16 protein-coding genes and 1 tRNA gene are annotated in these 15,112 nt (G+C 62.4%); 6 read left to right on the top strand and 11 right to left on the bottom strand.

Features of this window, described 5'->3' with window-relative positions; all coding sequences use genetic code 11:
* Nucleotides 1–6: 6 nt before the first annotated feature.
* Together E2K99_RS09800 and plsX are read right to left on the bottom strand one after the other, a co-directional pair.
* Nucleotides 7–993, bottom strand: a complete 987-nt coding sequence (locus E2K99_RS09800) for a beta-ketoacyl-ACP synthase III (protein ID WP_134222092.1) — start codon at nucleotides 991–993, stop codon at nucleotides 7–9.
* A gap of 17 nt (nucleotides 994–1,010) precedes the next feature.
* Entirely contained in the window at nucleotides 1,011–2,108 is a 1,098-nt protein-coding gene (gene plsX / locus E2K99_RS09795; RefSeq protein WP_034331681.1) for a phosphate acyltransferase PlsX, read from the bottom strand.
* Here plsX and E2K99_RS25490 point away from each other — a divergent pair.
* Nucleotides 2,080–2,322 carry a hypothetical protein gene (locus E2K99_RS25490; protein WP_166675054.1) on the top strand — a complete coding sequence of 81 codons (243 nt, stop codon included), beginning with the start codon at nucleotides 2,080–2,082 and terminating at the stop codon, nucleotides 2,320–2,322. The two genes, plsX and E2K99_RS25490, sit on opposite strands and share 29 nt — an antisense overlap.
* A 6-nt stretch (nucleotides 2,323–2,328) precedes the next feature.
* On the opposite strand, the gene rpmF is transcribed toward E2K99_RS25490, so the two are convergent.
* Nucleotides 2,329–2,511 (bottom strand): 50S ribosomal protein L32, encoded by a 183-nt coding sequence (gene rpmF, locus E2K99_RS09790; RefSeq protein WP_006463510.1) that lies wholly within the window; start codon nucleotides 2,509–2,511, stop codon nucleotides 2,329–2,331.
* Between the two features lie 113 nt (nucleotides 2,512–2,624).
* Entirely contained in the window at nucleotides 2,625–3,155 is a 531-nt protein-coding gene (locus E2K99_RS09785; RefSeq protein ID WP_121039520.1) for a YceD family protein, read from the bottom strand.
* Nucleotides 3,156–3,311: 156 nt separating this feature from the next.
* Here E2K99_RS09785 and E2K99_RS09780 point away from each other — a divergent pair, with 156 nt between their 5' ends.
* A complete protein-coding gene (locus tag E2K99_RS09780) occupies nucleotides 3,312–3,947 on the top strand; it encodes a Maf-like protein (RefSeq protein ID WP_134222091.1) in 636 nt (211 codons plus the stop codon).
* Here the strand turns inward: E2K99_RS09780 and E2K99_RS09775 are convergent.
* The 3 genes from E2K99_RS09775 to E2K99_RS09770 all read right to left on the bottom strand — a co-directional run bounded on the left by E2K99_RS09775 (nucleotide 3,941) and on the right by E2K99_RS09770 (nucleotide 5,955).
* Nucleotides 3,941–4,159, bottom strand: a complete 219-nt coding sequence (locus E2K99_RS09775) for a DUF1289 domain-containing protein (RefSeq protein ID WP_034331679.1) — start codon at nucleotides 4,157–4,159, stop codon at nucleotides 3,941–3,943. The two genes, E2K99_RS09780 and E2K99_RS09775, sit on opposite strands and share 7 nt — an antisense overlap.
* A gap of 380 nt (nucleotides 4,160–4,539) precedes the next feature.
* Nucleotides 4,540–4,668 (bottom strand): hypothetical protein, encoded by a 129-nt coding sequence (locus tag E2K99_RS26065; RefSeq protein ID WP_256497641.1) that lies wholly within the window; start codon nucleotides 4,666–4,668, stop codon nucleotides 4,540–4,542.
* 72 nt (nucleotides 4,669–4,740) lie between these two features.
* Nucleotides 4,741–5,955 (bottom strand): HPP family protein, encoded by a 1,215-nt coding sequence (locus tag E2K99_RS09770; protein ID WP_205703772.1) that lies wholly within the window; start codon nucleotides 5,953–5,955, stop codon nucleotides 4,741–4,743.
* 138 nt (nucleotides 5,956–6,093) lie between these two features.
* Here E2K99_RS09770 and E2K99_RS09765 point away from each other — a divergent pair, with 138 nt between their 5' ends.
* A complete protein-coding gene (locus tag E2K99_RS09765; RefSeq protein WP_134222090.1) occupies nucleotides 6,094–6,519 on the top strand; it encodes a MarR family winged helix-turn-helix transcriptional regulator in 426 nt (141 codons plus the stop codon).
* 100 nt (nucleotides 6,520–6,619) lie between these two features.
* Entirely contained in the window at nucleotides 6,620–7,642 is a 1,023-nt protein-coding gene (locus tag E2K99_RS09760; protein ID WP_205703771.1) for a LacI family DNA-binding transcriptional regulator, read from the top strand.
* On the opposite strand, the gene E2K99_RS09755 is transcribed toward E2K99_RS09760, so the two are convergent.
* Complete coding sequence (locus E2K99_RS09755) at nucleotides 7,643–9,388, bottom strand: GGDEF domain-containing protein (protein WP_134222088.1); 1,746 nt, start codon at nucleotides 9,386–9,388, stop codon at nucleotides 7,643–7,645.
* Nucleotides 9,389–9,709: 321 nt separating this feature from the next.
* Nucleotides 9,710–9,799: transfer RNA gene (locus E2K99_RS09750), tRNA-Ser, on the bottom strand.
* A 275-nt stretch (nucleotides 9,800–10,074) separates the two neighbouring features.
* On the opposite strand from E2K99_RS09750, the gene E2K99_RS09745 reads away from it, so the two are divergent.
* Nucleotides 10,075–11,955 carry a GGDEF domain-containing protein gene (locus E2K99_RS09745; protein WP_134222087.1) on the top strand — a complete coding sequence of 627 codons (1,881 nt, stop codon included), beginning with the start codon at nucleotides 10,075–10,077 and terminating at the stop codon, nucleotides 11,953–11,955.
* 101 nt (nucleotides 11,956–12,056) lie between these two features.
* On the opposite strand, the gene serS is transcribed toward E2K99_RS09745, so the two are convergent.
* Nucleotides 12,057–13,358, bottom strand: coding sequence for a serine--tRNA ligase (serS, locus tag E2K99_RS09740; protein WP_088753644.1), 1,302 nt, complete (start codon nucleotides 13,356–13,358; stop codon nucleotides 12,057–12,059).
* A 174-nt stretch (nucleotides 13,359–13,532) separates the two neighbouring features.
* On the opposite strand from serS, the gene E2K99_RS09735 reads away from it, so the two are divergent.
* On the top strand, nucleotides 13,533–14,156 hold the full coding sequence (locus E2K99_RS09735; RefSeq protein WP_034331783.1) for a hypothetical protein: 624 nt from the start codon (nucleotides 13,533–13,535) through the stop codon (nucleotides 14,154–14,156).
* Nucleotides 14,157–14,161: 5 nt separating this feature from the next.
* Here the strand turns inward: E2K99_RS09735 and E2K99_RS09730 are convergent, their stop codons facing one another.
* Nucleotides 14,162–15,109 carry a LysR family transcriptional regulator gene (locus E2K99_RS09730; protein WP_134222086.1) on the bottom strand — a complete coding sequence of 316 codons (948 nt, stop codon included), beginning with the start codon at nucleotides 15,107–15,109 and terminating at the stop codon, nucleotides 14,162–14,164.
* Nucleotides 15,110–15,112: the final 3 nt, after the last annotated feature.

Here is a 15,112-nt window from a genome sequence, read left to right as displayed (position 1 = left end):
CCCGCTTTACATGCGCGCCAGCACGGCGCCCCAGGTGAAGCCACCGCCGACGCCTTCCATCATGACGGTATGACCCGGCCGGATGCGGCCATCGCGCACCGCCTGGTCCAGCGCCAAGGGAATCGAGGCGGCCGAGGTATTGCCGTGCTCGGCCACCGTGACGACCATCTTTTCCAGCGGCAGACCCATCTTCTTGGCCGTGCCCTGCATGATGCGGATATTGGCCTGGTGCGGCACCAGCCAATCCACCTCGGTGGATTGCATCTTGGCCGCTTCCAGCGCTTCGCGCGCCACCTTGTCCAGCAAGGAGACGGCCAGCTTGAAGACGGCCGGGCCATCCATATAAAGGTAGGCGCTGCCGGCGACGGCACCGTTGTCGATGCTGCCCGGGACGCACAGGATGTGACCGTGGCTGCCATCGGCATGCAGCTTGGTCGCCAGCACGCCCGGCTCCTGCGAGGCACTCATGATGACCGCGCCGGCACCATCGCCGAAGAGCACACAGGTGGTGCGATCCTTGAAATCCAGAATGCGCGAGAACACTTCGGCACCAATGACCAGAACGTTCTTGTGGGCACCGGATTTGATGAAGCTGTCCGCCACCGACATGGCGTAGACAAAGCCGCTGCAGACGGCCTGCACATCCATGGCCGGCGCACCATTGGTGATGCCCAGCTTGCGCTGGACCACACAGGCGGTGCTGGGGAAACCACCCAGGTGATCCGGGGTGGAGGTGGCCATGATGATCAGATCGATGTCATTGGCCTGCATGCCCGCCGCTTCCAGGGCGCGCTGCGCCGCCTGCAGGGCGAGATCACTGGAAAGCTGGCCCGGCTCGGCATAGTGGCGCGCGGAGATGCCGCTGCGCGTGACGATCCATTCGTCCGAGGTCTCGATGCCCTGCTCGGCCAGCTGCGCGGCCAGCTCATGGTTGGTGACGCGCTTGGCCGGCAGGTAGCTGCCGGTGCCGACGATTTTGCTGTAAGTGGTCATGCCGTCTTCTTGCTCTGTTAGTTCGGTTGATCCAGCGAGACCGGCGCCGGCTCGAAAGCCTTGGCAGCGGCCTCGGCCGTGCGCCCCTGCTCCTGGGGCATCAGCTCCGCCATGCTGGCGGCAATACGGGCGAGCACATCATACTTGGCCGCATCATACGCGCGGCGGATGGCCCATTCGAAAGCGTACACATCGGCACCGCCGTGGCTCTTGAAGACAAGGCCCTTCAGGCCCAGCAAGCTGGCGCCATTGTAGCGGGAAGGATTGAGGCGGCGCGACAGCGCCTTGATGGCACCATAGGCAATCAGGGCGCCAAGCTTGTTGATGATGCCCTTCTTGAATTCACTGGTAAGCACCTGCTTGACGAAGCGCCCCAGGCCTTCTGAAGCCTTCAGGGTGACGTTGCCCACGAAACCGTCGCACACCACCAGGTCGGTCGTGCCTTCGAAGATGTCGTTACCCTCCACGTTGCCGTAGAAGTTGAGGATACCCTTCTCATGATCGGCCCGCAGCAGGGCGGCAGTCGCCTTGACCAGCTCGTTGCCCTTCATGTCTTCCTCACCCACGTTCAACAGGCCCACGGTCGGCTTGGCCTTGCCTTCCATGACCGCGACCAGGGCCGAGCCCATGAGTGCAAATTGATGTAAATGCTGTGGCTCGCAGTCGACGTTGGCGCCGAGGTCGAGCATGTAGGTGGGGCCATCCTTCTGGTTCGGGAGGATGGTGCAGATGGCCGGACGATCCACGCCCGGCAGAGTCTTCAACACATAGCGCGAGACCGCCATGAGGGCACCGGTATTGCCGGCCGAGACGGCGGCGTGGGCCTGCCCCTCCTTGACCAGGGTCACGGCCACGCGCAGGGAAGAATCCTTCTTGCGACGCAGGGCGACCTCGATCGGGTCGTCCATGGTCACCACTTCGGAGGCATTGTGAATGCGGATGCGGGCTTCGCCGGCCAGCTTGTATTTCTTCAGCAGCGGCTGCAGCACGGCTTCCTGGCCGACCAGGATCAGCTCTGCATCAGGTTGGCGCTTGAGGAAGGAGGCAGCGGCCGGGAGCGTGACTGACGGGCCATGATCGCCACCCATGCAGTCGATTGAAATTTTGATGGTCATCGATTTGATTCAAAGCCTTGCCAGCCTACATTATGAGGCAGATTGCAAAGCCTTCAAAATGGCACACTCGGACAGCGCGCCAGATGAAGCTTCACGCAAGCAGGCAGGCAGGTCCGCTGACGGATGTCGCGGACATAAAAAAGCGGCGCAAAATGAACCTCCTGAAACAGAAGCTCATTGCGCCGCTTTTCTCCAAAAACAGCAAGCTCAATGAATGAGATTACTCGTCGTTCTTGGTCTTCAGCACCTTGCGACCACGGTAGAAACCGTTGGGGCTGATGTGGTGACGCAGGTGGGTCTCACCAGTCGTCGGCTCCACAGCCAGCGGGGGTGCAGTCAGAAAGTCGTGTGCACGATGCATACCGCGCTTGGACGGGGTCTTTTTGTTCTGTTGAACGGCCATGATTACTCCTAAACCTTACTTAAGATTGAAAATTTTAACACATCGGATCGGTGTTTCTCCAACCCCGCTGTGCCGCTGCCCGGCCTTTGCCAGACATTCCCCAACAATACTTGTTACTGCTTCAACTTCTTCAGTACCTCAAACGGGGAAGCCCGTTCAGCACCTTTGGCCTCGGCCGCCACGCTACCGTCAGGACAGACATCATGCTTGGGTGCCACCGGCAGGGCCAGCAGCGCATCATCCTCAATCAGGTAGTTCACGTCGAAGGCTGCCGAACCGACGATGACATCGATCTCGTCATCATCCAGCAGTTCTTCGATGGTGTCGGCTTGCGCCTCATCTTTTGCCAATACCAGCAGCGACTTCGAATCAATCTCGAAATTCAATGCCGTCAGGCAACGCTGACAGATCAGATTAACTGCACCCGACACTGCCAGACTGAGTTGAGCATGTCCCAGCTTGTCGATATCGCCGGACAGAGCCCAGTGAATCGTGCCGGAACGGTCAACCGTCTCTTGCGCCAGACGACCTAATTCAGCAACCGGAATCTCACCCTGCGCCTGCTGTTTCAGCCTGCAGAATTCGAACGCGTCGATAACAAATGCATTCATAGCCAAAGCAGAATCCGGAAAACCTGCGATCATAACAGAAAATTTCCTTACCAGTCAAAGCCTTAGCGCCTTGCTTGCGAAATTCTCGCGAAAAATGGCTTCATCGGAGGAAGCGCTCTCACTTTGTGGCGAATTTCCGCCAAAATCCGGGTTTTATTGTTTCAGCACGGCGCGTGGCGCGCCTTCACCATGACACAACACCGCACCGATTCCACCCTGCCCCGCCTGATCCTGGGCTCCAGCTCCGTCTATCGCAAGGAACTGCTGGGCCGCCTCGGCCTGCCCTTCGAGACCATGGCCCCGGACATTGACGAAACCCCGCAACCCGGCGAAACCCCGGAAGCCACGGCCTTGCGACTGGCGCGCGAGAAGGCTGCCGCCATTGCCGCCCGGGTCGGTCCTGCCCTGGTGATCGGCTCGGACCAGGTCGCCACGCTGGACGGCCTGCAGATCGGCAAACCCGGCAATCACGCCAATGCCTTGAAGCAATTGCAGCTGATGCGCGGGCGCGAAGTCATCTTCCATACGGCGCTGTGCCTGTGGGATGGCCGCCAAGCCGATGCCGCCGCTGCGCAGGTCTGCAATGTACAGACTGTGGTGCGCTTCCGCGACCTCGAAGATGCCGAACTCGATGCCTACCTGCATATCGAGCAGCCCTACGACTGTGCCGGCAGCGCCAAGAACGAGGGCCTGGGCATCGCCATCCTGGAGAGCATTCGCAGCGACGATCCCACCGCCCTCACCGGCCTGCCACTGATCGCCTTGACCGGCATGCTGCGCCGGGCCGGCGTTCCATTCTTTACCGCCGGCCGCGCGGCTCAGTAATTACGGCGCGGATAGCCTTCGGCCAGGATGCGCTGCCACACCACTTCGCGCTGATCCTTGTCCATGAAGACCCATTGCGCCACTTCATCGACGGTACGGCCGCAGCCGCGGCAGACATCGTCAAAGGTGGTGGAGCACACGGCCACGCAAGGCGTGTCGGGGCGCTCGGGTGCGGACGGAACGGCGGACTGCGAAGAAGAGCTGGAAGACATTGAGTGAATCTGAATGAGGAAAGTGAAGCATTGCGCAAGCGGCCCGCCCGGATCCCAACGGAATACGGACAAAAACCTTCACTTGGCCAACAACGCGATACTTCGCATCTTACCAAGAACCGAAGACAAGCTCTCCCTGCTGATCGAAGGGATATGAAGAGTTCGTCACCCCCGAACCAAACCGACAGGCAAAAAAAAAGCCCGCGACCAAGAGGTGCGGGCTTGAATCCAATTTCTTAAGGAGATTGGAGGAGACAGGTGCAACTATAACGATGCACCCCGGCCGAGTCTGCTTTATTGTGGCAATAGCAGATATTCACATTCTTCATATCTGCCGTCAGAACCGCGCCACAACAAGCATGCGCCTCACCATCCGGCGCTCACCCCATCCGCAAATCACCCTGCACCGCCGACGTCATCGGCTTGGGCGGATTGCCGCCCTTGCGGTCACAGGCTTGCAATGACAATAACAGAGCGATCCCCAGCAAAATCAGCGCATTCGTTCTCATCACAGTCTCCCGGAATGAATTCCCTTGCAAAGAATGCCACCTTCCGCCCGCCCTGCCCGTCTGTCAAGCCGATCAGGCGGCGCTACGCAGGCTGCTCACCGCGCCGGCCACCGGTAGCGCGCGGGTGGCCGCCAGGTTTTTCTCATAGAGGGCCGCGATCATATCCGACTGCGTCAGCATGCCGGCCAGCTTGCCATCGGCCTGCACCACCGGAATCTGGTGCAAGCCATCGGCCATGCGCGGCACCAGTTCCAGCACCGGCGTATCGACCTGGGCGGTGATGACCGGGCGGCTCATGATCTGGCCGACCACTTCCGGCTTGTCCGAATGCGTGAACGGCACCCGGTGCAGCAGGCGGCGCAGCTGCGCGGCCAGGCCCGTATGCACTTCCACGCCGGCATGCTCCAGAAAATCCGTACGGCTGACGATCCCGATGACATGCCGCCCGCGATCGAGCACCGGCAAGGCCCGCAACCGGTGCTGCCGCAACAGATGCCAGGCCTCGTCCAGGCCGGTGGCGAATTCCACCGCGACCACATCGCGCGACATCACCGCGGCGCACAGAGTCTGGCCGAAGCGGCGGTGATAGGCCCGCATTTCGGTTTGCAGGAAGATTTCTTCAAGATCGTCGCGGCCGATGTCGAGCACCTGGTTGAAATCCTTCAGGACTGCGTCCAGATCTTCATGCGAGAACCCCAGCCGCGTGATCGGCAATTCATCCCGGGTCTGGTGCGGATGGGGTGCGGCGCTGTGCTGGGCATGCGGGTAGCGGCGTCCGGTGGCGTTGTTGTAGAACAGCGCGGCCGCCAGCAGCAGCGCCGAGTTGAGCAGCACCGGCGAAAGCACGAAGGCATAGCCCATGTCATGCACCACCGGGCCGCCCAGCACCGCCGTCAAGGCCACCGCCCCGCTGGGCGGGTGAATGCAGCGCAGCAGGAACATGCCGCCAATGGCCAGCGCGATGGCCAGCGCCGCCGCCAGGGCCGGCTCCTGCACCAGCTTCGCGCAGCTCACCCCGATGAGCGCCGCGCAGAGGTTGCCGCCCAGGATGGACCAGGGCTGGGCCAGCGGACTGGAAGGCACCGCAAACAGCAACACGGCGGACGCCCCCATGGGGGCGATCAACCAGATGGTGCGCGCCTCATGCGGCAGCAGCGCATAGCTGGTCAGGCCGACCAGCAGGATGCCGAACAGACTGCCGGCGCAAGCGCGCATGCGCTCGAAGCGATCGACATTGGTCTTGGCAGGAATAAAACTTTTCAACCACAGCAAGATAGAATCGGGCATATCCCTTCCGTGACGACGGGTCTTCAACACGGCACGCGGCGTGACAGCGCCCGCGCCAAAGCCACAATTACATCACAAGATGATATACATGTCCCGTTTGCCCCTCTCCCTTTTACTTCACAGCGAAGGTGCGTTCCGATGAATGCCGCGCCCCGCCTGCAAAAAGACGATTTCGAAGCCCTGTCGGAATTTCGCTACCAACTGCGCCGTTTCCTGCGCTTTTCGGAAGATGCCGCCCAGAGCGAAGGCCTGACGCCCCTGCAATACCTGCTCATGCTGCACATCAAGGGCTATCCCGGCCGCGAGTGGGCCAGCATCAGCGAGCTGGCCGAGCGCCTGCAGGCCCAGCACCACGGCGTCGTGGCCCTGGTCACGCGCTGCGTGAAAGCCGGCCTGGTCACGCGCACTCCGGACGACCGCGACAAGCGCCTGGTCCAGGTGCGCCTGACCGAACTGGGCGAGCAATACCTGCATCGCCTGGCGCAATTGCATCGCAATGAGTTGCACTCGCTGTCGGGCGTATTCCAGGTATCGCACATCTCGGCCTTCAACGACCGCGACTGAACGCGGCCACCAAGCTTGCAGCAACGGTCTTGTGGATGTCCGCAAGACCCGCCGGGGCCCGCTGCTGTTATGCTTGCGACAACTTCTCTCCAGCCTTCCCATGACCCGCAAAGCCGATCCTGCCGCAGCACCTACCCGCGCCATCACCAAGGAAGACGTGGCGCGTGCTGCGGGGGTATCGCATATCACGGTCTCGCGGGTCATCAATACGCCCGAAAAGGTCTCCCCCGCCACGCGCGAACGGGTCGAATCCTTCATCAGCAGCATGGGCTATATCCCCAACATGCTGGCCGGCGGCCTGGCCTCTCGCCGCACGCGCATCGTGGCGGCCATCGTGCCGACCATCAGCCATTCGATCTTTGCCGAGACCGTGCGCGGACTGTCCGAGCAACTGAGCCTGCAGGGCTACCAGTTGCTGCTGGGGCAAACCAATTATTCGGAAGACGCGGAAACCGGCCTGGTGGAAGCCTTCATCGGCCGCCGGGTGGATGGCCTGGTGCTGACCGGCGTGCAGCATTCGGCGCGCACGCGCCAGCGCCTCAAGGCGGCCGGCATTCCGGTAGTGGAAACCTGGGACATGAGCCCGCAACCCATCGACATGCTGGTCGGCTTCGACAACCATGCTGCCGGGCAGGCCATGGGAGATTATCTGGTGCGCAAGGGCTATCGCCGCATGGCCTTCGTGGGCGGGGATGATCCGCGCGGCCTGGCGCGCTTTGCAGGGATGCGGGATGCGCTGGTGGCGCAGGGTGCGCCGGAACCCGTGCATCAGGTGGTCGCGATGGGCAGCTTCCTGCAGGCCGGGCGCGAGACCATCTGCCGCCTGCTGGCGCTGCAGCCGGACATCGAGGCCGCCTTCTTCAGCAATGACGTCATGGCCGCCGGCGCCGCCCTGGAATGCGCACGGCGCGGCATCGCGGTGCCAAAGCGCATCGCCCTGGCCGGATTCGCCAATCTGGAGATCGCCACGGAAGTCCTGCCCGCCCTCACCACGGTGCAGATCAGCGCACACCAGATCGGCGTCACGGCAGCGGAGATGCTGCTCACCCGCTTCGACGGCCAGCCGGTCGCGCAAGCGGTGTGCGATCTGGGCTATTCCATCCTGGAACGCGACAGCGCCTGATCAGGGCTCTTCCAGCTCATCCCCGGCCAGTTCGACCCGATTGCGCCCCAGCCGCTTGGCGCGGTAAAGCGCGATGTCGGCGCGCTTGGTCAGCTTGTCCAGCGCCTCGCCTCCGGCCATCGTAGCCACGCCGAAACTGGCCGTCACATTGATACGGCGATCCCCTTCGGTCTCGAACACGCGCTCTTCCAGCGCCGCCCGCAGCTTGTCAGCCACGGCGGCGGCCTGCGCCAGATCGGATTCGGGCAGCAGGATGATGAATTCTTCGCCGCCATAGCGCGCCAGCACATCCACCTTGCGCAGCAGCTGCGCCACACACTGGCTCACGCCGATCAGGATGGCGTCGCCGGCCTGGTGACCGTAGCTGTCGTTGATGCGCTTGAAATGATCGATGTCGAACAGCACCACCGACACCGCCCGCCGATAGCGTTGCGCCACACCCAGCTGCTGATCGGCATGGGTGTAGAAGGCGCGGCGGTTCAATACGCCGGTCAGAAAATCGGTATTGGATGAGGTCTGCAATTGCGTGATCAGCGCCTCGCGTTCCTTGGCCAGACTGTTGCGCTCGCGCATGCGCTGCTTGAGCACGCGCAGCGCACGCATCATCGCGCCGATCTCATCCTGATGGCGCGCCTCGGGGATTTCCTGCTCCAGCTTGCCATCCACCAGACCCGACACCAGATCGGTGGCCTGCACCAGCGGACGCACCACACGCCGCCCGATCAGCACCACCAGCATCTGGAAGAACAGGCAAGCCACCAGCGTCAGGCTCACCACCAGAATCAACAGGTTGCGGGCCCGCGTATTGTGGCGCTCCGCCTGCTCCAGCAGATCATCGAGCAGCAGATCGCGCAGGTCCGTGATGGAGGCCATTGAGGGCACATAGAACTTGAAGAGATCGGTAGGCGTGACCCCGAAGTCACCGGATTTCAGCCCTATCTGCAGCAGGAAATCGAGGAACTGGAAGCCACTGTCGAAATATTCCTTCTCCACCCGCTCCAGGGCCGCGGCAAATTCCGGCGCGCGACTGTAACTGCCCAACTGGCCGGCGATGAAGTTGCGCAACAACTCGATGCGGCCATAGAGGCGTCCGATTTCGATGACTTCATCCTGGGTCAGCTGACGATGCGCAATCAGTGGGGCGACGAAACGCGACCCGACCTGCCCGGCGTACTCGCGCAGGCTGGCGACTGCGCGCACGGCCGAGAGGCCATCACGCAGCAAGGGATCGGCGCGGTCAGCCTCATTGCTCAGATCACTCACCACGCGCACCATCAATGGCATCAGATCGACCATGCTGCTGACGGCCGAGACCACCAGCACGTCGCTGCGATCCTGCGGCGCCAGGCGCGCCACCCGGTCAACATTGGCGCGCGCCGGACCCAGGCCTTGCTGGACCAGCCGCACCTTGTCCATGGCCCACGACTGCCGCAGCCTGGTATCCGCCTCCAGCGCAGCGCGCAATTGGCTCAGGGCCGCATCGCTCTGGGCGCGGGCAGTGGCCAGCCTGGCCTGCAGCTCCGGCGGCACCGAGGCGCCGGCCCCCATGACGGCGTTGGCCGGACCACGTTCGGCGGAAATCTTTTCCATCGCCAGCAGCGCCAGGCGCAGCTTGCGCAAGGCCGGCACGCTGTTGGCACCGCTGCGGTAGGTGTTCCACTCCGTCCAGACCAGGGCCACCGCAAACGCCAGGAACAGCGCCAGCAAGGCGACCGAGATCAGCCGGAACAGACGATTCAGGGACATGATGAGCCCGCCATGGAAAGCAAACGCAGATGCATGAGACGAATATATCAAGCCGCAGCCAAGGGTGGCGCGGCGACTTCGCGAGCGGGAAGAAATTTGTCCGGACTATCGCGGCGATGCCACGAAACCGGCAGGAACCCTCCCAGTACATGGGACGGCTCTGGCGCAACGCCGATGTTCTCCCCCTCGAAAAACATCCGGTGACCAGTCAATGATTTGCCGCCGACCGCACTCCCTCCAGCGCGGAACCGACGGACAAAAAAATAAGGCCCTGACAAAATCAGAGCCTTATCTCTACAGCTTCACAACACTTGAGCCAACTGGCGGAGAGGGTGGGATTCGAACCCACGGTACGGGAAACCGTACGCCTGATTTCGAGTCAGGTACATTCGACCACTCTGCCACCTCTCCGGTCAACTTCGGTCGTTTCACTGCGTGGTGCAGCGAAGACAGCGACTATAGCAGAACTATTTTCAGAGTGGAACTATTTTTTAAAAAATATTCAAAAAACTTATCTCCTCGTCATTGCATCTCCCGCCGGACAGACTAGCAGAAGCAAAGTTCATACATAAAACCATCAAGCTGAATTGCTTATCATCATCTTGTCATAAATCACTTCTAGGATCCGTAAACTATTTTGCGATGCATTGCCGTTCTTTGACTCTCTCGAATCCGGATTCAGCCAGATGGCTCCCCTCTCCAATCCAATCTTTCCGCTCGGCGCCGAAGTCGTCGATCTGATCGCCCGCGCCTCCGGTGCGGCCCTGCGCGGCGCCGACGATCCGATGTTGTCATTGCTGCATGAGATCATTGCTCAACGCAAGTTGTCGGCGCTGTTCCAGCCCATCGTGCGCATGCGCAACGGCGAGATCCTGGGATATGAAGGTTTGATCCGCGGCCCCTCCAATACCCCGCTGCATTCGCCGCTGGCGCTGTTCAAGGTGGCACGCGCGCACAACCTGTCGGTACAGATGGAATATCTGTGCCGCCACATCGTGATGACCCGCTTCGCGCAACTGGGCTTGCCGGGCAACCTGTTCCTGAACGTGTCGCCGGGGGCACTGATGCAGCCGGAGGCGATCCAGGGCGAGACCTTGCGCTATCTGGAAAAGCTGGGCGTCAATCCGCAGCGCATCATCATCGAACTGACCGAGAACGAGCCGACCTACGACTATGCCCTGCTGCGCAATGCGGCCATGCATTACCGCGACATGGGCTTCCAGATCGCCATCGACGATCTGGGTGAAGGTTTCTCCAGCCTGCGCCTGTGGTCCGAGCTGCAGCCGGAATACGTCAAGGTCGACATGCACTTCGTGCAAGGCATCAACCATGATCCGATGAAGCTGCAGTTCGTGCGCTCGATCCAGGAGATTGCCGAAAAGTCCGGCTCCATCGTCATCGCCGAAGGCATCGAATCCCAGGCCGAACTGCTGACTATCCGCGACCTCGGCATTGCCTGCGGCCAGGGCTATCACATCTCGCGTCCGCTGCCGGAGCCGCCGGTCTCGATCTCGGACGATGTCACCAAAACCCTGCGGCGCGACAAGGTTCCGCTGGCCGCCAACAAGTATGGCCCCGGCAAGCGCAGCGCCACCGTCGCCAAGCTGCTGCGCGAGACCCAGTACGTCAGTCCGGAAGTGACCAACGATGCGGCCTACGACATGTTCGTCAACGATCCGCAGCTGCAGGCCCTGCCGGTGGTCAGCAATGGCTTGCCGATCGGGCTCATCAACCGCTACAGCATGGTGGAGCGCTTTGCCCGCCTGTACGGCCGCGAACTGTATGGCAAGAAGTCCTGCGCCTTCTTCATGGACCCCAATCCCATCCTGACCGAGCAGGACACCAGCCTGCAGGACCTCTCCAACCTGCTGGTGCATGCCGAGTCGCACCACCTCTCCAACGGCTTCATCATCACCGACCGCGGCCAGTACGTGGGGCTGGGCACTGGCCACGACCTGCTGCGCGAGATCACGCAGATGCAGATCGACGCCGCCCGCCACGCCAATCCGCTGACGCAGTTGCCGGGCAACGTGCCCATCAACGATCACATCGAATACCTGCTGCAAAGCGGGGTGGAATTCTGCATCTGCTATTGCGACCTCGATCAGTTCAAACCCTTCAACGATGTCTACGGCTATCGCAAGGGCGATGACATGATCCAGGCCACCGGCCGCGTGCTGCAGCAGGCCTGCGACCCCAACCTGGACTTCATCGGCCACATCGGCGGGGACGATTTCCTCATCCTGTTCCAGAGCGAGGATTGGGAAAAGCGCTGCCGCACCATCCTCGATACCTTCGAAGCCGAAACCCGCGCCTTCTACTACGACGAAGACGTGCAGCGCAAAGGCTATTACACCGAGGATCGCCAGGGCAACCGGGTGTTCCACCCGCTGGTCTCGCTGTCGCTGGGCTCGGTGAAGATCGAACCCTCGCAATACTCCTCACCGCACCAGATCGCCTCGGCCGCCACCCGCGCCAAGAAGGAAGCCAAGAAGATCCAGGGCAACAGCCTCTTCATCGAGCGCCGCATCCCGACCACCTTCTCCTGGGCGCTCAAGGACGCTTAGCCAGCCTCCTCACGAAAACGTTTTCTCGCCCGGTGCGACGATAAAAAAACGGCTGCCTCTAGCAAGGCAGCCGTTTTCATTTGGCGCTCAGTAAAACTGAATCAGGCGCCCGGCACCAGCTTGGTCACGCCGCCCATGTAGGGCTGCAGCACCTCGGGGATGTCCACGCTGCCATCGGCCTGCTGGTAGTTTTCCAGCACGGCCACCAGGGTGCGCCCCACAGCCAGGCCCGAACCGTTCAGGGTATGCAGCAGTTCCGGCTTGCCCTGGGCATTGCGGAAGCGGGCCTGCATGCGGCGCGCCTGGAAAGCTTCGCAGTTGGAGACCGAGGAGATCTCGCGATAGGTGTTCTGCGCCGGCAGCCAGACTTCGATGTCATAGGTCTTGGCCGCACCAAAGCCCATGTCGCCGGTGCACAGGGTGATGACGCGATACGGCAGGCCGAGCTTCTTGAGGATGGTCTCGGCGTGGCCCAGCATCTCGTCCAGGGCTTCGTAGGATTTCTCCGGATGGACGATCTGCACCATTTCCACCTTGTCGAACTGGTGCTGGCGGATCATGCCGCGCGTATCGCGGCCATAGGAACCGGCTTCCGAGCGGAAGCAAGGCGAGTGCGCCGTAAACTTCATCGGCAGCGCGTCGCCGGCGACGATTTCATCGCGCACGAAGTTGGTCAGCGGCACCTCGGCCGTCGGGATCAGGTACAGCGCGGCGTTCTCGGCTTCGCCTTCCTGGCCGCCCTTCTTGGCCGCGAACAGGTCCGCCTCGAACTTGGGCAGCTGGCCGGTGCCGCGCAGGCTGTCGGCGTTGACGATGTAGGGGGTGTAGCACTCGGTGTAGCCATGCTCCATGGTGTGGGTGTTGAGCATGAACTGCGCCAGCGCGCGATGCAGGCGGGCGATGCCGCCCTTGAGCACGGCGAAGCGCGAACCGGTCAGCTTGGTGGCGGTATCGAAGTCCAGGCCCAGGGGCGCGCCGACGTCGACGTGATCCTTGATCTCGAAGTCGAAGCTGCGGGGCGTGCCGACCTTGCGCAGCTCGACGTTGCCGCTTTCGTCATTGCCGGCCGGCACGGATTCGTGCGGCAGGTTGGGCACGGCCTGCAGGAACAGGGTCATCTGCTGCTGTACTTCTTCCAGACGGGTGGCGGACGCCTTCAACTCGTCGCCGATGCCATTGACTTCGGCCATCACTGCGGAAGCGTCTTCACCTTTGCCCTTGAGCATGCCGATCTGCTTGGACAGCGAATTGCGCTTGCCCTGCAGTTCTTCGGTACGGGTCTGGATCTGCTTGCGCTCGGCTTCCAGCGCATTGAAGCCGGCCACGTCCAGGACGAACTTGCGGGCCGCCAGGCGGGCTGCGACGTTCTCGATGTCTTTACGGAGGAGTTGAATGTCGATCATGGGAAGAAATTACGATAGGGTTGATGCTCGAAACCGCGATTGTACCAAGTCACGCGCCCGCCACGGGCCTCCCGTGCGCCCTGCCCGCAATAAAATCCGGCCGCAGCGGTAGCCGCCACCGCCCATGCGGGTTACCATGCGGCCCATTGCATCCCTCATGAGACCCGTTTGCCCATGTCCGTCCAGCCCGAATCCCGCCCGCCGCGCGAAGTCCCTGTCCTGTTTTCCCTGCTGGGCCTGGTCGCCGCCCTGGCCGTAGGCTTGTGGGCCGGCATCCACTACATGTCCAACGAGGCCAGCCTCTTTTACGGACTGATCGCCGGGCTTTCCTTCGGGGCCACCTTCGCCTTCGGCCAGCAGATCAAGAACCGTCTGGTGCCGCCCAAGGTCCGCAAGACTGACTGGAAAGTGCAGGCACCGGGCGCTGCCGAGCTGTCGCCCACGCGGGTGGCGGCCCAGCAGGCACGCAAGATCAGCGTGGAATTCGACGATGAAGAAATCCGCACCATGGTGCGCGGGGCCAAGCGCGAAGGCATTGCCTGGAGTGCAGTCGATGACGTCACCATCCGCATCAGCGACGATGCCCTGCCGCAACCGCAATGGATCCTGGCCGGCAAGAGCGCCGAGGGCATCAAGGGCGTGCTGGTCCCCAATGACGCCGATGGCCTGGAAGCCTTGATGGAAGCCATGAAGACGCGCCTGCCCGGCTACGACGATGACAAGAACTACGAGACCGTGATCGCCGCCATGTCCGCCATGGAAGGCAGCTTCCACATCTGGCACCGCCCTGCGGCCTGATCCCTTCAGCGTACCGGCTTGGCGCCCGGTGCCAGGGCCGGCTCCTGCGCCAGCCGCTGCGCCAGAAACTGCACGAAGGCACTCAGACGCGGCGGCAGATGGCGCGTAGCCGGATACAGCGCCCACAGCTCGCCGCAATAGCGCGTTTTGAAACTCCACTGGGGCAGCACCTGCACCAGCCTCCCCTCCTCCAATGCCGGCCTGGCGATGAAATACGGCAGGCTGGCAATGCCCAGATGCCGCAGCGTGGCATCGAGCCGCACCCCGGTATGGTTGGCCGCATACCTTCCCCGTACTTCGACATTGACGGTCTTGCCCTGCCGGCGAAAGCGCCAGCGTGCGTCCGCCGGTGATTCACCGAGGTAGATGCAGCTGTGCTCCTTCAAGGCCAGCGGGTGGGCGGGCGCCCCGTGCTGCTGCAGGTAGTGCGGCGTGGCGCACAGGAGATGGTCGATGCGCATCAGGCGCCGGCCCATCAGGCCTGGGGGCGGCTGGTCGGTGATGCGGATGGCCAGGTCGACCTGGTCGTCGATGAGGTCCATGTAGCGGTCTTCCAGCCGCAACAGCACGTCCACCTTGGGATGGGCCACCAGAAAATCCGGCATATGCGGATGCACCAGCGCATGGCCGACCGCCTTGGGCACGCTCACCCTCACCTGCCCTTGCGGCTCGGCATCGAAGGCAGCGGAGACGGCCAGCACGGCCTGCGCGGCGTTGAGCATATCGCGGCAGCGGGCGTGGATTTCCTCGCCACTTGCGCTCAGGCGCAGCTTGCGGGTGGTCCGCTGCAGCAATTGGGTGCCTAGCGCCTTTTCCAGGCGGGCGATGGCGCGGCTGGTGGCCGAGGGCGTGGCGCCCAGCTGGCGTGCGGCTTCGGAGAAACTGCCGGTCTCCACCACCTTGGCGAAGACGGCCATTTCGTTCAGGAGGGCGATGCTTTGATTTGTGCTCATGGT

Origin of the sequence: Herbaspirillum huttiense, assembly GCF_004367745.1 — a bacterium.
In the GTDB taxonomy this organism is placed as follows: domain Bacteria; phylum Pseudomonadota; class Gammaproteobacteria; order Burkholderiales; family Burkholderiaceae_D; genus Herbaspirillum; species Herbaspirillum huttiense.
Note: the sequence above shows the minus strand (reverse complement) of the source record. Positions and strands in the feature narration are given on the sequence as shown.